The 17,285-nt window shown below is 54.7% G+C and carries 15 protein-coding genes; 6 read left to right on the top strand and 9 right to left on the bottom strand.

Annotated features, from left to right (window positions below; translation table 11 throughout):
- Positions 1–267: 267 nt before the first annotated feature.
- Positions 268–900, bottom strand: coding sequence for an NAD(P)-dependent oxidoreductase (locus tag MKX51_RS00620; RefSeq protein WP_340990833.1), 633 nt, complete (start codon positions 898–900; stop codon positions 268–270).
- A gap of 60 nt (positions 901–960) precedes the next feature.
- The gene (locus tag MKX51_RS00615; protein ID WP_340990832.1) at positions 961–1,374 is read right to left on the bottom strand and encodes a GNAT family N-acetyltransferase; all 414 of its coding nucleotides are present in this window, start codon (positions 1,372–1,374) and stop codon (positions 961–963) included.
- A gap of 228 nt (positions 1,375–1,602) precedes the next feature.
- Between MKX51_RS00615 and MKX51_RS00610 the strand changes: the two genes are divergently transcribed.
- Entirely contained in the window at positions 1,603–1,911 is a 309-nt protein-coding gene (locus MKX51_RS00610) for a hypothetical protein (protein WP_036732747.1), read from the top strand.
- Between the two features lie 43 nt (positions 1,912–1,954).
- Positions 1,955–2,422, top strand: coding sequence for a VOC family protein (locus tag MKX51_RS00605; RefSeq protein WP_340945097.1), 468 nt, complete (start codon positions 1,955–1,957; stop codon positions 2,420–2,422).
- A gap of 275 nt (positions 2,423–2,697) precedes the next feature.
- On the opposite strand, the gene MKX51_RS00600 is transcribed toward MKX51_RS00605, so the two are convergent.
- The 4 genes from MKX51_RS00600 to MKX51_RS00585 all read right to left on the bottom strand — a co-directional run bounded on the left by MKX51_RS00600 (position 2,698) and on the right by MKX51_RS00585 (position 6,142).
- Entirely contained in the window at positions 2,698–2,919 is a 222-nt protein-coding gene (locus tag MKX51_RS00600; RefSeq protein WP_036732753.1) for a YezD family protein, read from the bottom strand.
- Positions 2,920–3,019: 100 nt separating this feature from the next.
- Positions 3,020–3,883, bottom strand: coding sequence for a sulfate ABC transporter permease subunit CysW (gene cysW / locus MKX51_RS00595; RefSeq protein WP_076083413.1), 864 nt, complete (start codon positions 3,881–3,883; stop codon positions 3,020–3,022).
- 174 nt (positions 3,884–4,057) lie between these two features.
- The gene (gene cysT, locus MKX51_RS00590) at positions 4,058–4,909 is read right to left on the bottom strand and encodes a sulfate ABC transporter permease subunit CysT (protein WP_340990831.1); all 852 of its coding nucleotides are present in this window, start codon (positions 4,907–4,909) and stop codon (positions 4,058–4,060) included.
- Between the two features lie 111 nt (positions 4,910–5,020).
- Positions 5,021–6,142 (bottom strand): sulfate ABC transporter substrate-binding protein, encoded by a 1,122-nt coding sequence (locus MKX51_RS00585; protein WP_340990830.1) that lies wholly within the window; start codon positions 6,140–6,142, stop codon positions 5,021–5,023.
- A gap of 408 nt (positions 6,143–6,550) precedes the next feature.
- Here MKX51_RS00585 and MKX51_RS00580 point away from each other — a divergent pair, with 408 nt between their 5' ends.
- Positions 6,551–8,878 carry a poly(ethylene terephthalate) hydrolase family protein gene (locus MKX51_RS00580; RefSeq protein ID WP_340990829.1) on the top strand — a complete coding sequence of 776 codons (2,328 nt, stop codon included), beginning with the start codon at positions 6,551–6,553 and terminating at the stop codon, positions 8,876–8,878.
- 114 nt (positions 8,879–8,992) lie between these two features.
- Here the strand turns inward: MKX51_RS00580 and MKX51_RS00575 are convergent, their stop codons facing one another.
- Complete coding sequence (locus MKX51_RS00575; RefSeq protein WP_340990828.1) at positions 8,993–10,045, bottom strand: lactonase family protein; 1,053 nt, start codon at positions 10,043–10,045, stop codon at positions 8,993–8,995.
- 256 nt (positions 10,046–10,301) lie between these two features.
- Between MKX51_RS00575 and MKX51_RS00570 the strand changes: the two genes are divergently transcribed.
- The 3 genes from MKX51_RS00570 to MKX51_RS00560 all read left to right on the top strand — a co-directional run bounded on the left by MKX51_RS00570 (position 10,302) and on the right by MKX51_RS00560 (position 12,506).
- Positions 10,302–10,562, top strand: coding sequence for a GlsB/YeaQ/YmgE family stress response membrane protein (locus MKX51_RS00570; protein ID WP_036732764.1), 261 nt, complete (start codon positions 10,302–10,304; stop codon positions 10,560–10,562).
- Between the two features lie 202 nt (positions 10,563–10,764).
- On the top strand, positions 10,765–11,271 hold the full coding sequence (locus MKX51_RS00565) for a CcdC family protein (RefSeq protein ID WP_036732774.1): 507 nt from the start codon (positions 10,765–10,767) through the stop codon (positions 11,269–11,271).
- A 272-nt stretch (positions 11,272–11,543) separates the two neighbouring features.
- The gene (locus tag MKX51_RS00560) at positions 11,544–12,506 is read left to right on the top strand and encodes an L-lactate dehydrogenase (RefSeq protein WP_340990827.1); all 963 of its coding nucleotides are present in this window, start codon (positions 11,544–11,546) and stop codon (positions 12,504–12,506) included.
- A gap of 91 nt (positions 12,507–12,597) precedes the next feature.
- Here MKX51_RS00560 and MKX51_RS00555 read toward each other — a convergent pair whose 3' ends face one another.
- Together MKX51_RS00555 and MKX51_RS00550 are read right to left on the bottom strand one after the other, a co-directional pair.
- Positions 12,598–14,625, bottom strand: coding sequence for a methyl-accepting chemotaxis protein (locus tag MKX51_RS00555; RefSeq protein ID WP_340990826.1), 2,028 nt, complete (start codon positions 14,623–14,625; stop codon positions 12,598–12,600).
- A gap of 184 nt (positions 14,626–14,809) precedes the next feature.
- Positions 14,810–17,089, bottom strand: a complete 2,280-nt coding sequence (locus MKX51_RS00550; RefSeq protein ID WP_445321977.1) for a heavy metal translocating P-type ATPase — start codon at positions 17,087–17,089, stop codon at positions 14,810–14,812.
- Positions 17,090–17,285: the final 196 nt, after the last annotated feature.

Raw genomic sequence — 17,285 nt, 5'->3', positions numbered from 1 at the left:
GATCAGATAAGCATACTTGCATCCATAGTTGCATTCCATACACCTAAAAACACGCAAAAGCAAAGCCCTCCTCTTCTAACTGTAGTTTGTACAACTATATCTGCCCGAATGAGGAGAATCCCGGCACAGAGGATGTTTTAAATGTACAGACTGCAACTATACGGATAATCGGTGAAAAATCAGGCGTTTTAGTTGTACAGAGTGCGATTAAATCTGCCGCTGCCTCTACCTCTGCCTTTTCATCTTCCGCTTCTGCGTATACCCACATCAATACCCTACAGTAAACCTGGCTCTGCTGAAATTGCCTTCCTCCAGCTCATCGATGACCGCCACGGCGAAATCCTGGATGCTGATGCTGCTCCGGCCGTCTTCGTCTACAATCAGCCGGTCGAGGCCGATACGGAATTGGCCGGTACGGCGCCCGTCTACCAGAGCGGCAGGCGGACTAAGATACGTATAGTCCAGCTCTGACCCTCTATAGATCTCATAAGCATTGGCATGAGCCGAAGCCAGCGCGCGGTAGTCCTCCGGGAATCCGGCGGTGTCCATCAGCCATTCTCCCGATTCCGTCTTGAGGCTGCCTGCTCCGCCGACAATGATCAGACGCTCAAGCCCAGCCGCCCGCAGCCCCTCCAGCAGTGAATCCGCCACCCGCAGCAGATCATTCTCATGCCCCGCCGCCGGGCCGAACGCACTGATTACCTCTTCATGTCCGCGTACCGCTGCCGTTACCGAGGCCGGGTCCAGCAGATCAGCAGCCGTCACCTGCAGCCGCTCATGCTGAAGGCCGAAGGCTTCCGGTCTGCGTACCGCAGCCGTGACCTCATGTTTTCTTTTTAACGCTTCCTGTACGATGGCACTTCCAACCCTGCCCGATGCTCCAAACACTACAATATCCATTCTACCGCTGCCTCACTTTCCTAATCTGCTATCCTTTAGCATTACACGAATTCACACGATTTATCGCCGCAGAAACATTCCCTGTGAAGCAGGCATTACCGGCGCGAACCCGTATTTGGCATACAGCTTGGCCGCTTCCCCGTCAGCGATGAGACTGATATACGCCTTCTCCGGCACACTGTCCAGGAATGCGCGGATTTCCCGCATGATGGTTTTTCCGAGACCCCGTCCCTGGAAGGAAGGCTTCACTGCGATATCCGTCACTTGAAAAAAACATCCCCCGTCCCCAATAACCCTGCCCATTCCCACCAGCTGCTCGCCCGCATACACAGTAACTGCAAAAGCAGAATTAGGCAGTCCGGCTGCCGCCCCCTCTATGCTCATCGGGCTAAGCCCGGCCTCCTGCCGCAGTGCGAGATAATCCTCTACCGAGGGCAGCTCCTGCCGGATCTCCGGCTGTGCTGAATCTGTCATGCTACTCCTCCTATTTACTGCAATCTGCAAGCATAACCCGCCTGCCATACTGATACCAATATATATGTATTTGTTCAAAATTGAAACGCCCCGCCTCCTCCGGCGTACAATAACTCAAAACACAGCACTTGCACTCTGCAAACGGGCAGGTTATTCTTACCCCGTGTCCTTGGGTAAACTGTGGATAGACAAGCAACACTACTATTTTGGAAGGTTGGTGAAGTAATTATGTCTCCTACAGGGAAACTGTTTAAATGGGGAACTTTCGCTTATGAGGCTTTTCTGGCGCTGCCGATTATCGGGGGAAGCTTTGTGGTGGCAAATGCCTGGGCGCCGCTCGGAATCGCTTTTCTGCTGCATGCGGTAGCCATAATCATTCTGCTGAGAGAGCGTGGTCCGATTATCGGAAATGCAGTGGGCGTGGTCACCTCGGTGGTTGCCCTGATTCCTTTTGTCGGCTGGGTGATGCATGCCATTACCGCAATTATTCTGCTCGTAGAAGGGCTCAGCGGATCACGGCGCAATCCACGTTACTGAAATTCAACACACTAATCAGTGAACAAGGAGTACACTACCAGCTATGATTAAAGGATTATACGAAGCCCATTTACCCGTTTCTAATCTGGAAGCATCTATTGAATTCTATAAAAGGCTGGGACTGAAATTCGCCTGGCGCGATGAGGACACCGCGTTCTTCTGGATTACAGAGGGGCGGAGCTGGATCGGATTATGGGAAGGGCCGGAGGTTCAGACCCCTTATCACCCTTCCCTGAGGCATATTGCCTTCGAAGTCACTTATGAGGACCTGAAGCAATCGCTCGCCTGGCTGCGTTCCCTGCGGATTGACCCGGTTCCTTTCGGCAGCAGAAGCACGGTTGAGCCTTTTATCCGCCCCCATCAAGGCAATGCCTCGGTTTACTTCAATGATCCGGACGGCAACTCTCTGGAGCTGATGTGTCATATCGAAGTCCCTCAGGGGTTGAAGACGATCACAAGCAAGCTGTCTTTTGAGGAGTGGGAGGAGCTGTGCAGGAAGTCCAGCGATTAGTTCCAGCAGCCATGCTGAGAGGAACCTACAGGGAAACCGACATGTATACTGTTTTTCGCATACATTCGGGCCTCATGCCTGCGTGCCAGCAACTGTATGCTGTTTTTCGCATACAATCGGGCCACGCGTCTGCATGTGAGCACAATGTATACTGTTTTCCGCATACATTCGGGCCACATGCCTGCGCGCCACTTATTCACAACAGAAGAAAATCATAATTTCCTATACCACAAGAAAGACCTTCCATTAGTTGCCCAATGGAAGGTCTTTCTGTATTATCCTCGCCCCCCTGCACGGGTATCGGTCCGCCGGCTTCCGGTCTCTCCACTACCACGTGAATTTGCTGTGCTGTTCTCGAAACGTTTGCGCTCCGTGCGCTCCATCTGTACGATCTGGCCTTCATGCACTACGATGTGCAAGGAGCCGAATTCCATATCGTCGAGCAGTTCCGTTATCCGCGCAAGCCATACCTCATCCACCTTCAGTGGTTTCGCCATTCGCAAGCCTCCCTTTCCCGGTTAGGGAATAACTCTGCCTAAATTCCGTTATTACCACCTTGTATACTATGAATTAACTTAGCACGGCACCCAATAGCTGTCAATGAGCATTTTTGCGTACAAGCAGGCTTTTTACAACCATCGTCACCAGTGCCAGCAGGAGCAGCAGAGAAGCCACCGCGAAGGATGCCGAGAACTGATATTCGTTGTACAAAATTTCGACATGCAGCGGCAACGTATTCGTCTCCCCGCGAATATGCCCGGACACCACCGAGACGGCCCCGAACTCACCCATGGCCCGTGCATTACAGAGAATGATGCCATAGAGCAGGCCCCACTTGATATTCGGCAGCGTTACGCGCCAGAAGATCTGCCACCCGTGCGCACCGAGCGTAATCGCAGCCTCCTCCTCCTGTGTGCCCTGCTCCTCCATCAGCGGAATCAGCTCGCGGGCTACGAACGGGAACGTGATAAACAGTGTAGCCAGCACAATGCCCGGCAGGGCGAAGACGATTTTGATATCATGGTCGCTTAACCAGGGGCCGAACCAGCCGTGCGAGCCGAACACCAGAATGAAGATCAGCCCGCCAATCACCGGTGATACGGCAAAAGGCAGATCGATCAGCGTCACCAGAAAGCCCTTGCCGCGAAAACGGAACTTGGTCACCGCCCACGCCGCCGTTACCCCAAAGACCGTATTCAGCGGAACCGTAATGGCGGCGACCAGCAGCGTCAGCTTCAGCGCCGAGGCGGCGTCCGGGTCGGTCAATGCGGCCCAGTAGACATCCAGCCCCCGCTTCAGCGACTCCACCAGCACAATGATCAGCGGCAGCGCAATCAGCCAGAGCAGGACCAGTCCGGCCAGGGAGATGAGCACCCATTTCACCGCTTGGGACTCTGTGGTAGAGGGCGATGACGCGCCTGTACGCGGCCCGGGGACATGCAAGGGAACCGTACCGGCCATATTTATTCCTCCTAAAAGTTTTATGAAGCATACGCTCCCCGATTAACTCCGCAATAAAACTCGCTTCGGAAGCTTAAGCTTAAGTTTTGTTAGTATATGCATCCTGAATTCGCTCCAGACAAAACTCGCCTCGGAAGCATACGCTTAAGTTTTATGAAGCATACCCGTTCTCCCTTACCGCGAGCTCCTCCGCGCCCAATGCTGAAGGCTGTTGATGACCAGCAGCATCAGGAAGGAGAGCAGCAGCAGAATCAGGGCCACGGCGGTCGCTCCGGCGTAATCGAACTGCTCCAGCTTGGACATGATCAGCAGCGGGGCGATCTCGGTGCGCATCGGCATATTGCCGGAGATGAACACGACTGAGCCGTATTCGCCGATGCCCCGGGCGAACGCCAGGGCGAAGCCCGTAAGCAGCGGAGGGAACAGCTCCGGCAGGACAATCCGCAGGAAGGTCCGCCCGCGGCCTGCCCCCAGCGTAGCGGCTGCCTCCTCCATGTCTCTGTCCAGGTCCTCCAGCACCGGCTGTACCGTGCGGACGACAAAGGGAATGCCGATGAACATCAGCGCCAGCGTGATGCCCAGCGGCGTGAAGGCTACCTTAATTCCCAGCGGCGCCAGCAGAGAGCCGATCCAGCCGTTCTGGGAATAGAGAGCGGTCAGCGATACGCCCGCCACGGCTGTAGGGAGCGCGAACGGCAGATCGATCAGGGCGTCGAAGATTCTTTTGCCGGGGAATTCATACCGTACGAGCACCCAGGCCAGCAGCAGTCCCAGACCAACATTGATCAGGGCCGCAGCGCCCGCCGTACTCAGACTGACACGATAGGAGGCCAGGACGCGGGCATCCGTAGCCACATCCCAGAACTTGGCCCAGCTCAGCCCCGTTGAATTGAAGAGCAGCGCGGACAGCGGCAGCAGAACCACAAGACTCAGATACAGCACGCTGAATCCCATCGTAATCCCGAACCCCGGCAGCAGCTTGCGCCGTGACACCGTCCTTACAGCAGCTTTGGTCGTGACATTCATGTGCCCATTCATCCTTTCCTGCCTTCGGCATATGGCCGATCAGCCTCTGGCGGAATTTCGCCTGTCAGTATGGTCTTGCCGCTTCTGCATCATCGTTCACGAACTCCGCTGTCAGCTGCCCGGAACGTAGATTGTGTCGAAAATCCCGCCGTCATTGAAGTGCTTCGCCTGCGTCTCCTTCCAGGTTCCGAATTTATCCGCCAGGGTGAACAGCTTGATCTCCGGGAATTGGTCCTTGAACTGTGCCTTCACGCTATCCAGTGTCGGACGGTAATAGTTCTCGGCAGCAATCTTCTGGCCTTCCTCGGTGTAGAGATATTTCAGATAGGCATCTGCTACCTCGCGCGTTCCTCTTTTATCGACGACCTTATCCACCACAGCAACCGGCGGCTCAGCCAGAATACTCTCTGACGGATTCACAATCTCGAATTTGTCCGGACCCAGCTCCTTGATGGACAGATACGCCTCATTCTCCCAGGCGATCAGTACATCCCCGATGCCGCGTTCCACGAAGGTAGTGGTCGAGCCGCGCGCGCCAGTGTCCAGGACCGGTACATTCTTGAACAGCTTTTGCACGAATTCCTGGGCCTTGGCTTCATCATTATTATTGTGGTCCAGCGCATAGCCCCAGGCAGCCAGGTAGTTCCAGCGGGCACCACCGGAGGTCTTGGGGTTAGGGGTGATGACCTCTACGCCCTCCTTCAGCAGATCCGGCCAATCCTTGATGCCTTTCGGGTTGCCTTTGCGGACCAGGAAGACGATGGTGGAGGTATACGGGGAGCTGTTATGCTCATATTTACTCTGCCAGTCCTCGCCAATCAAGCCAGCTTCCTGAAGCGCATCAATGTCATACCCGAGCGCCAGTGTAACGACATCCGCCTCCAAGCCATCCAGCACCGCCCGGCTCTGCTTGCCCGATCCGCCATGCGATTGCTTGACTGTTACCTTCTGGCCGGTCTCCTGCTCCCAGTAGGCGGCGAAGGCCTTGTTGTAGTTCTCATACAGCTCACGCGTTGGATCGTAGGATACATTCAGCAGCTCGACCGGTTCCTTTGACTGTGTCTGGGCAGCTTCCGTTGCGGCCGGAGAATTTGCAGCCGCTTCTGTGGGGGCCGGGGCCGCTGTTCCGGCACCCGCACTGTTCCCTGTATTGCTGTTCCCGCAAGCCGTAAGCCCTGCCGTCAATATCAATGCAACCCCGGCGAGAAGCCCCTTCTTGATCCCTTTTGTCATCTTAGTCCACTCCCCCATAATAGTCTTGTAACAAGTAATAGACGCAGGAAAGCCCGCTTGCGGCAAGTCAAACCGGTCTTAAAGACACGTATCTGCGAGCCTGAAGCAGGCGTTCCTCCGTCTGTACGGTAAGAACTTATTCGATTATTCCTACCCATTTAGTAGGTTATACAGATATAATACTGAACGCTTCCCGCGCTGTCAAACCTTTTTTTCACTTTGAATGAAAGACGGCGACCGCCGGACCCGGGGCAGGAAGTGGTGCCCGTTCCTGTAAGACCCACTTGTTATTGTTGCCTCAAAGTAATATCATTGCTACATCTTATTGAGCGAAAATAGAGCGAATTCATATAAATAGAAACGGCAGCGCAGTTTCTATTATTGCCGCTTACACCGGGGGAAATAATCATGGGAATGGATTTGGAGTATGGCCCCGCGCCGCAGGGACCGCGGCTGCACAGGCGTGTACTCAGAGAACTGGGCAGACGTATCCTGAAGACGTACAGGTACGATACAACCTTATGGAGGACTGCGCTGAGCGGTCCTTGGATTCTATGTATTCTGGCTTTTACTATAGCTGTCATGGGTATCCCTACCGGCCTCGGGAGCGCAGCAGATATCATGCTGGCAGCCGGTGCGGGAACACTTGTTATGGCACTGTCCAGCAATCTGCTGGCTGTGCTGCTCTCCTTAACCGGACTGCGGCTTCCGCATCTGTTCGCAGGCTCTTTACTCAGCACCTATGGGGCTGTACTGCTGATCCTGTATTATTCCGATCTGGAGCTTGGAGCTGCAGCCGTTGTCGCCTGTATCGCAGCCTTGGCCTGCGGGATAGGGGGACTTGCGGCCGGTCTGCTGCGGACCCGGAGAATGTTCACCGGTGGTCTGCTGGCAGCGGCACTCTTCCTCTCCCCCTTCGCACTGGCCTATGGCTATGGGACGGGAAGCAGCCCGGAACCTGTACCCTCGCTTCAGAGTCTGGCGGAGGACGGACAGGTGCTTCCCGTAACGGCGGACGATCCCGCCCAGCCGGGTGTCTATGAATTCCACACCTTCACCTATGGCAGCGGCAAGGATCTGCAGCGCAAGGCGTATGGCAAGGATGTCCTTCTAGCCTCTGCTTCCGTGGATGCTACCGAATATATCTCTTCCTGGCCCATGCTGCGGACCCTGTTCTGGGGCTTCGATCCCGCTTCCCTCCCGCTGAATGCCAGAGTATGGATGCCGGATGGGGACGGGCCTTATCCGCTGGTGCTCATGGTCCATGGCAACCATATGATGGAGGACTTCTCCGAGGACGGCTATACCTATCTGGGTGAATTACTGGCCAGCCGGGGCTTCATCGCGGTCACCCTGGATGAGAATTTCCTGAATTATTCGGCCTGGTCGGGTATTCCGGACAACGACTTCAAGGCGCGGACCTGGATGATTCTGAAGCATCTGGAGCAGATCGGCAGCTTCGCGGAGCAGCCTGGCACCCCCTTTTACCAGAAGGTTGATTATGACTCTGTTGCACTGCTTGGCCACAGCCGCGGCGGGCAGGCCGCAGCCATGGCGGCGGATGCATCGCTCTGGTTCAGCAGCGATCCTGTTCTGGACGCTATTCAGCAGTTCCATATTACTTCAGTCATTGCCCTGGCTCCTACGGATAAAATGATCGACAGCAAGCAGGCCCGTCTAACCGATGTGAGCTATCTGACACTCCAGGGCGCCCGTGACGGCGATGTACATGATTTCTACGGGGACCGTCAATATATGCGCTCTTCCTACACCGGCAATACCCCTGGCTTCAAAAGTTCGCTCTATATTGCCGACGCTAATCACAGCCAGTTCAATACGGACTGGGGGCTATATGACCAGACGCTGCCTACCGGCCTGTTCCTGAAGCGCTCCCGGATCATGGACGGGGAGGAGCAGCGGAGAATCGCCAAGGTCTATGTCTCTGCCTTCCTGGAGACCACGCTGCACGGGAGGAGCGAGTACCGGCAATTGTTCCGCGATTACCGCAGCGGCGCCCGGTGGCTGCCGGATACCGCCTACTATAACCGCTTCCAGAGCGGGGCCTATATCACGGTGGCGGACTATGATGAAGACCGCAACCGGGGCGCCGTCCAAGGCGGGACCGTCTCTGCTACAACGGGGCTTCACTGGAGCGAAGAGGCCGCGAAGGACCGCGAACGGAACAACAAGCCCTCTTACGGTATTCTGCTGGAGCGCAGTAGCAGCCCGGATCAGGAGCATACGGATGCCGAAGCCGCTTACAGCATTAGGCTTAGCGACACGCTGACTCAGACGCTTGCGGAATCCCCTGCCGTAGAGGGACTGGCCTTCTCCCTGGCGAACCATAACTCCGATCCTAACCAGGACGGCGATGCTGGGGCGATGCCGGAAACTGAGCTCTCCCCGGATGTGGAGGTGGAGCTGACTGACAGCAACGACACCGCCGCAAGAATCCCCCTGGACGAGGTGATGGATATTCTGCCGCTGCCGCAGACGGAATTTACGCTTAGTCCGTGGCTGGAGGAGCGGATCAGTGACGGCAAATTCGGCAACCGCTCGGAAGCCGTCTACCAGACGTACAAGCTGCCCTTCGAGCTGTTCCTTGAGGAAGAGCCCGAGCTTGATCCGGACAGTCTGAAGGACATCACCTTTTATCTGCAAGGGACAGAAGACAAGATTATGCTGGACGACATCGGCTTCTACGAGCGGGAGGACCCGCTGACAGGCGTATATTAACTGGACATCCTTCTATTTATAAAATAAATAACAACAGCCCAAATTGCCCCCTGTCCGCCATACTCCGGCTAACAGGGGGCTTTGCTGTTCCTGCATAGGAAATCCTTATGCAGGTTAATCCAGGGCTACAAGGCAGACAGGTGCCGGCACTTCCAGCTCATTGCCGGTAGGGATCAGCCGTCCGGTCTCACTGTCTATGCGGAAGGAGGCAATATTGCCGCTGTTCTGGTTAGCAGCGAGCAGCATGCCGCCGATCAGAGCGAAGTTACGCGGTGTCCGTCCTCCGGAAGTCACCCAGTCCTCGGCTTCCAGCAGACCCGTAGCCTTATCAATATGGAACAGTGCGATGCTGTCATGCCCGCGGTTGGAAACGTAGAGATAACGTCCGCATGGGGAGACATGGATATCTGCAGCCGTATCATCACTTCCGGCGGTATAATGCTCCGGGAGACTGCTGATACTCTGCAGGAGCTTCAGATTGCCCTGAGGCTCATCATTGGCGAATACGGTGACCGTATTGTTCAGTTCATTAACCAGATAGATCCATTGCCGCGAAGGATGAACCGCCAGATGGCGCGGTCCTGAGCCTGGAGGAAGCTCTACCTCCCGGTGAGTGACCAGCTTCCCGTCCTTCACACGGTAGAACACGATCTGGTCGAGACCGAGATCACAGACCAGCACATGATCACCCGTCTTGTCCGGAATCACGGAATGGGGATGGGGGGCATCCTGACGGTCACTGCGGATTCCCGAGCCCTCATGCTTCACTTGGGAGGACATCTCCTGTAATGACCCGTCCCCGTTCAGCGGGAACACATTGACATTCCCTCCCGTATAGTTAGACACGGCTATGTAATCTCCCTTCGGAGCCACCGAGACATAGCAGGGCGCGCCGCCCCCGGTCGCTCTGCTGCCCAGCGGATGCAGCGCTTTGCTGCCGGGATCAATGGCGTAGGCATGAACCTCACCCTCATCCTGCTCACTCACTGCATATAATACCGTCTGCGCCGCATTAACCGCCAGATAAGAAGGGTTCCGGGTCCCCCGGGTACCGCCCATAACCCTCATTTCTCCGCTCTCCTTATCCAGCGCACCCAGCAGGATGGCCTCTTTCTCCTCACTGTTGTACGTTCCAATATAGAATAATACTTCATTAGGCTGGTGCATGGCAGCGGCTCCTTTGTTGTATAGTATATAAGCTTATATACCCTGTACACCCCTATACTCACTCAGCGGGTGAACCATAAATTCACTATAACATCTTTATGTACCCACTACATTATCAGGGTTAAACAGCATAAATCTGGACAGACTGGAATACTAAATAAATGTGTGCCGGCAAAATTTAACACTGGTTTAAACGCTGGGCATAAGGTTAATAGTAACCATCGAAGACAACAAACACAAAAGGAGCTGAGAGTTAATGAGTTTACTATGGATGTTGATTGTTGGTGGCGTAATTGGTTGGCTGGCCGGGTTGATTATGGGTAGAGACATTCCGGGCGGAATTATCGGCAACATTATCGCTGGTATTCTCGGTTCATGGCTTGGCGGCATGCTGCTGGGAAGCTGGGGACCTAAGATCAGCGACTACTATGTCTTCCCTTCACTGATCGGTGCTGTGGTTCTGATCTTTATCGTAAGCCTGATTCTGCGTTCGGTTGGCGGACGTAGCCGCTCTTAAGCCCTATGGCAGCATTCTTTCCTGAAGCTGCTGAACTATACTTAACAAGCAGACCCGCCGGGGTTAGACTCTGGCGGGTTTGTTGTGTGCTTCGGACAGATCCCCCCGCATGAGGCAGGCTGCGCATCATTAATGAAATCCGTTCATTATCTGCTATAATGAAGTAAATAGTGACCGAAATCACAGAGGAGGAACGTGAATTATGGGTAACATCAACCCCTCACTTCTGCATGTGGGCTCCACACTGGGAGCTGTATTCATGGCGCTGATGGTGATTTTTATCCGCATGAAAGCCAGCGCCCGCCCGGTAACCATCCGCAAAATATGGATTCCGCCGCTTGGCATGTCCACCGGCTTCGCCATGTTCGTCGTACCGGAAGTGCGCTTCCCCTGGTGGTGGGCGGTAGCGGCTTTCCTGGTCGGCTGGTTTATTTTTGCCTATCCGCTAATCCGCAGTACGCGGTTCGAAGAACGTGAGGGGCTGATCTATGCCCAGCGCTCCAAGAGCTTCGCCTTCATTCTGCTGGGACTGCTGCTGGTCCGCACCCTGCTCCATGAGTTCATCAACCGGTATGTCTCTGTTCCGCAGTCCGGCGGATTATTCTTCATTCTTGCCTTCGGCATGATCCTCCACTGGAGACTGTTCATGTATAAGCACTATACCGGAATGCTGCCTGCCGAGCCGCAGATTCCGCAGCCCCGGGTCTAGGGCGAAGCAGGGATGGATTATATGATTATGTACAAGGGGGTATCCCCGGCAGCCATAGGGATGACTGCCGGGGATACCCTTTCCTTCTGCATTCCCCAATACCCATCCGCTGCATATTATAGTTTATAAGAATTCTGAACACTCTAACCTCCCATGTGAATTGTGGCCAAATAACGGACGGGTGCAGCGGGCATTTTCGGTGCCATGTCAGGTAACTTGCGATGAGATCAGTTAGAATAGTACCATACTTGTAGAGAGTGGGGACTGGGCAATTGAAAAGTAAATCGAGAAAAGTGGCAATCGTCGGCTCAGGCATGGTCGGCTCAAGCGTTGCCTATTCCATGGTGAATCAAGCCGTATGCGATGAGATCATGATGATCGACCGCACCTACGACCGCGCCATGGCACAAGCGCTTGATCTCTCGCACTGCATGGACTTCACCGGAACACGCACCAAGGTCTATGCGGGCACCGCAAGCGACTGTGCGGGGATGGATGTCGTCATACTGACGGCAGGCGCCAATCCCAAGCCCGGGCAGACCCGGCTGGATGTACTGGATGCCGCCGCTGTAATTACCCGGGAGATCATCACCGAGATTATGGCGGGCGGCTTCGATGGGATCTTCGTCGTCGCTGCGAACCCTGTAGATATTGTGACTTATATGGTCTGGCAGATCTCCGGCCTGCCGCGGCACCGGGTGATCGGCACCGGCACCTCCATCGACTCTTCCCGGCTGAAGACACTGCTGTCGGAGGTATTCACGATTGATCCGCGCAGCGTCAACGGCTACGCTCTTGGCGAGCACGGGGAGTCGCAGTTCGTGGCCTGGTCCCATGTGACCATCGGCGGCAAGCCGATTCTGCAGATTATGGAGCAGCACCGCGAGCGCTTCAGCAGCCTGGACCTTGAGGATATTGCCCGCAAGACGAAAGATGCAGGCTGGGAGATTTTTACGCGCAAGGGCTCGACTCACTTCGGAATCGGCAGTGCCCTCGCTTATATCACCCGCTCCATTCTGAATGACGAGCACAAAATCATCGCCGTCTCCGCCATCCTGGACGGGGAATACGGACAACGCGGCGTATGCGCCGGGGTCCCGGCCATTATCAGCAGCAGCGGTATTCAGGAATTGCTGGAGCTGAACCTCAGCGATACGGAGATGGCTAAATTCACCGACTCCTGCAGTATCATCCGCACAGGGATTGACAGCCTCACGCTGGAGGAGCAGCACTAAGCTTAACAGCACAGCCTATACCGCAAACACCCCTCTGCTTCACACAGTAACCTGTGGGGCAGAGGGGTGTTTGCGGTTATTTTACCTGATATTATTGGAACTTCTCGATCTCGCTGCGCAATTCGCTCATCAGCTGGTTGAGGGATTCGGCTGAGGTGACAACCTGGCCCATCAGATTCCGCTGCTCGGTGGAGGCCTCAGCCACCATCTCGGCGCTCTCGGCAGAATCTCTGGCAATAATCAGCATATCGGAGATGGAGGCTGTAATCTCCTCTGTCCCGGCGGACATCTGCTCATTGACGGCAGAGACGTCCTGAATTTGAACCGATACCTCACGGATGGACGAGCGGATATGATCGAAGGAGGTGCCTACGTTTTGCATTTTCCCCATCCCGTCGCCGATCTCAGCAATGCTCTTCTCCATAGAGACCTCGGCCGCTCTGGTGGATTCCTGAATCTGACGGATCAGCTCCACAATGTTCACAATGGCACTGTTCGTGCGCTCCGCCAGCTTCTTCACTTCATTCGCCACCACGCCGAACCCGCGCCCATGCTCGCCTGCTCTGGCCGCTTCAATCGACGCATTGAGGGATAACAGCCCCGTCTGATTGGAGATTTCGGAGATTACATCGATAATCTGCCCAATCTGTTCGGATTGCCCGCTCAGATTGCTGATCAGAGCCGAGGTCTCCTCCGCTGCGCCGCTAATTACAGTCATTTGCTTAAGTGTGGATTGAATCTCCACGTATCCGTTCTCGACCTCCGTGCTGACCGTCTCCGCTTGGTCGGACACATTAACAGAGGATTCCGCAATCCGCTGCAGCCCGATCGCCATCTCTTCCGTAGCTCTGGCCGCCTGCTCCGAGCCCTTGAACTGCTCGCCCATTCCCTGGGCGACCTCCTGGACGACCGTCTCAATCTCTGCCGACGTATTCGAGGTCTGATTGGCATACTTCAGCACACTTTCTGCCGAGACAGCAACCTGCGCCACGGTAGCATCGATTTTGCCGACAATGCCGGACAATGATCCGATCATATCATTAATGCTCTGGCTCATCTGGCCGATCTCATCACCCGAGCGCACGGTTACCCGTTCGCTGAGATAGCCGTCCGCTACTTTCTTCATCACCCCGGAGATTGCCACAATCGGCTTCACAATCAGACGGGTCAGATACAAGGCCAAGGCAATGACCGCCAGAATGATGATTACAATGAACAGTGTGGTTATCCGCTGGGCTGAGGTGACTTTAGCGGTAATCTCGCTTTTGGGAACCGTAATCAGCAGCTTCCAGTCTGTGCCAGGGACGGTACGGAAATAGGTAATCACCTGCTTTCCGTCCTCTCCCTTATAGGCCTCCGAGCCTGCTTCCTTGCCGAGAATATGCGCTACGGCCTGCTTCATCTCTGTGGTCTTGGCGTAATCCGCGATATTCTTGCCGATCCGCTCGGTCTCGGAGTAGGCGTAATAATCACCCTTGCCAGAGATCACATATCCGTAGCCGGTATCGCCCACGTGAATGTTTTTGCCCATCTCCATCAGAATGTCCGGTGTCACCGAGAAGGCGATACCGCCGCCAAACTGCTTGTCCTTGTCCACGACCGGAACGAATACCGGGATAATATATTTACTGAGCTGTTCCAGATAAGACATCTCCGCTACCGCCGGAGCAAGACTCCCCTTGGCCTGCAGGAAATATGCCGATTGGCCTACATCCGCCGTAAGCTTAAGGGAATTGGCCAGAATGCCCTGCTTGTTAATGACGCTGTAGCCTTCGGACTGAGTATCGCTCTCTTCGAGTACCTTGACCACCGGAAAAATAGTATCGGGTCTTGCGGTATCGAATTCAGGATGCTGCGCAATCAGCTCCTGGACCGCAGATGTCCGCGTATTCAGCCACTCTACGATCCGTGTGGTGTTCATCTCCAGAATATTCTGGGCCAGCTCCTCGCTGTCGTCTCTGGTTACACCCCCGAAGTACTGCATGAAAAAAATCGTGACGCCGAGCAGAGGTACAATAGCAATTGCCAAAATAACAAGCGAATACTTGCTTTGCAGCGATAATGATTTTCCATTCTTTGCATTCATTTTCAATTTTGACCGTACATTTCCCTCATTCACCGCAAAATCCCCCTAGAAACCCATTCTGGTCTTCCATATGCTGTAAATATGTATATTGATATATCGGCATAAATAGACAAAAAACATAATACATGCAATAAAAATAAGCCTTAAGACCCAAAAATTAGGATCATTAAGGCTTATACTTTTCATAATTATTTCATTATCGCTTCATCTTACACGATTATACCGATTTCGGCGGCTGTAAGGCGCGCATGCTGTTCAGTACAGCTAGTACAGTCACTCCGACATCTGAGAATACGGCCTCCCACATCGTGGCAATTCCGAACGCTCCCAGCAGCAGGAAGACCGCTTTGACTCCCAGCGCAAAAGCAATGTTCTGCCAGACAATGGTCCGCGTCCGTTTGGCGATCCCGATGGCGGAAGCGATTTTGGAAGGCTCATCCGTCATGATGACAATATCCGCAGCCTCAATGGCTGCATCCGAGCCAAGTCCGCCCATGGCAATCCCGACATCTGCTCTGGCCAGCACCGGAGTATCATTAATCCCGTCCCCGACAAAAATGATCTTCTCCTTCGGTCCCTTTTCCCGCTCCAGCTGTTCAATCGCCGCGACCTTATCTCCCGGCAGCAGCTCTGCATGAATCTCCTGAATGCCCAGCTGTCTGCCGACAGACTCGGCTACAGGGGCGGCGTCACCAGTCAGCATAACCGTCTTGTGGATTCCCAGTGCATTCAGAGCCTGAATGGCCTTAAGCGAATCGTCCTTCACTTCATCTGCAATGACGAGATAGCCTGCGTAGCGCTTATCTACAGCAATATGAACGATCGTCCCGTACTCCTGCGGGATTACGCTGGCGATCCCTTCACGCTCCATCAGCCGCGCATTCCCGGCCAGCACTGCCTGCCCCTCCACTGTAACGGCGATGCCGTGGCCGGAAATTTCGTTATAGCCTTTAATGGCTTCACCCGGAATAGGTTCGCCATAGGCTGCACGGATGGATTCCGCAATCGGATGGCTGGAGTGGCTCTCCGCATAAGCCGCTACCCGCAGCAGTTCCTGCTCTGTGAAGCCTTCCGCCGGAACATTGCCGGTTACCGTGAACTGGCCTTTGGTCAAGGTTCCTGTCTTATCGAACACAACGATCTTCACATCATTCAAGGCTTCCAGATAGTTGCTGCCCTTCACCAGAATCCCGTTCTTCGACGCGGCACCGATCCCGCCGAAGAACCCGAGGGGAATCGACACGACAAGCGCACAAGGGCAAGAGATAACGAGAAAGACCAGTGCACGGTAGATCCAGTCGGAGAAGGTAGCTCCGCTCAGAACCAGCGGCGGAACCACTGCCAGCAGCAGCGCTGTTATGACTACGACCGGCGTATAGGCACGGGCGAATTTGGTGATGAAATTCTCTGTCTTTGCTTTGTTATTCGTAGCATTCTGGACCAGCTCCAGAATCTGCGAGACTGCGGATTCACCGAAGTCCTTGGTCACTTCAATGGTAATCACGCCATTGCGGTTAATGAATCCGCTGAGTACCTGGCTTCCCGGCTGTGTCGAGCGGGGCACCGATTCTCCGGTCAGCGCCGAGGTATCCATCATCGCACTGCCCTCCAGAATGATCCCGTCCAGCGGAACCTTCTCGCCGGGCTTAACTACGATGCTGTCTCCTACTCTAACCTCTTCGGGGGACACCTTGCGCAGATTACTGCCTTCCTTCAGATAGGCGAACTCCGGCCGGATATCCATCAGCGCTGTAATCGAACGGCGTGAACGGTTCACCGCCATCCCCTGGAACAGCTCCCCTACCTGATAGAAGAGCATAACCGCAACGCCTTCGGGATATTCGCCGATGGCGAAGGCGCCAATGGTCGCAAGGGCCATCAGGAAGTTCTCATCGAACACCTGGCCCCTTACAATATTCCGGGCAGCGGCGAGGACGACCTCTCCGCCGACAATCAGATAGGCTGCGAGGAAGATCAGCAGCTCGGTGATCCCGCTGACCGGCAGGAACATCCCGGCCGCAGCCAGAATGGCACCGCCGCCCAGCCGCATCAGGATGCGGCGCGTATCGCCCTCCCCATGGTCATGGCTGTGTCCGTGGCCATGTGATTCCTCCTGGCTGTGGTTATGCTTAGCAGCATGTGAATGCTGGTGCCCTTCGCCGTGGGAATGAACATGTCCCCGTCCTTGAACCGCTACACCGCGCACCTGAGCTGCACCCTCCGCAGACAACGGCTTCTTGACCGCCCGTGAAGCTTGAACTGCCCGCGGCTTCACATGCGGCTCCAGCTTGGTTACCGTATGCTCAGCCTGTTCGGCGATTTCATCCGCAGCAGCAGCTGTTGTCTCCAGTGTCATGGTCTTCGTCGCGAAGTTGACGGAGCAGGAGGACACGCCTTCGATCTTCTTGACCTTATTCTCGATCTTCATAGCGCAATTCGCGCAGTCCAGCCCATCCAGGACCCACTTGCGCTTCACATTGTCTTCTACCGTACTCAAATGACTCATCTCCCTTGATCGTTCCTATATATGAGTATTTGTTCATATGTTAACTTACACTTATTATATTCCCCTGAATCATACAGTGTCAATGCATTCAGCCCACAGATTGTGGCAAAAATAAAATAACAAAAGCTTGTAATTTGCCTGCTGCCGTCATAATATTAACATATGAGCAATCATTCATATGTTAACT

The sequence above is a fragment of the Paenibacillus sp. FSL M7-0420 genome (assembly GCF_038002345.1).
Classification (GTDB): Bacteria; Bacillota; Bacilli; order Paenibacillales; family Paenibacillaceae; genus Paenibacillus_AQ.
The sequence above is the reverse complement of the archived record's forward strand: the minus strand, read 5'-3'. Positions and strand labels throughout refer to the sequence as shown.

Excerpts from the sequence above, each read along its gene's own strand:
- MKX51_RS00620 (WP_340990833.1), bottom strand. The coding sequence starts at position 900 with ATGGATATTGTAGTGTTTGGAGCATCGGGCAGGGTTGGAAGTGCCATC.
- MKX51_RS00615 (WP_340990832.1), bottom strand. The coding sequence starts at position 1,374 with ATGACAGATTCAGCACAGCCGGAGATCCGGCAGGAGCTGCCCTCGGTA.
- MKX51_RS00610 (WP_036732747.1), top strand. The coding sequence starts at position 1,603 with ATGTCTCCTACAGGGAAACTGTTTAAATGGGGAACTTTCGCTTATGAG.
- MKX51_RS00605 (WP_340945097.1), top strand. The coding sequence starts at position 1,955 with ATGATTAAAGGATTATACGAAGCCCATTTACCCGTTTCTAATCTGGAA.
- MKX51_RS00600 (WP_036732753.1), bottom strand. The coding sequence starts at position 2,919 with ATGGCGAAACCACTGAAGGTGGATGAGGTATGGCTTGCGCGGATAACG.
- cysW (WP_076083413.1), bottom strand. The coding sequence starts at position 3,883 with ATGGCCGGTACGGTTCCCTTGCATGTCCCCGGGCCGCGTACAGGCGCG.
- cysT (WP_340990831.1), bottom strand. The coding sequence starts at position 4,909 with ATGAATGTCACGACCAAAGCTGCTGTAAGGACGGTGTCACGGCGCAAG.
- MKX51_RS00585 (WP_340990830.1), bottom strand. The coding sequence starts at position 6,142 with ATGACAAAAGGGATCAAGAAGGGGCTTCTCGCCGGGGTTGCATTGATA.
- MKX51_RS00580 (WP_340990829.1), top strand. The coding sequence starts at position 6,551 with ATGGGAATGGATTTGGAGTATGGCCCCGCGCCGCAGGGACCGCGGCTG.
- MKX51_RS00575 (WP_340990828.1), bottom strand. The coding sequence starts at position 10,045 with ATGCACCAGCCTAATGAAGTATTATTCTATATTGGAACGTACAACAGT.
- MKX51_RS00570 (WP_036732764.1), top strand. The coding sequence starts at position 10,302 with ATGAGTTTACTATGGATGTTGATTGTTGGTGGCGTAATTGGTTGGCTG.
- MKX51_RS00565 (WP_036732774.1), top strand. The coding sequence starts at position 10,765 with ATGGGTAACATCAACCCCTCACTTCTGCATGTGGGCTCCACACTGGGA.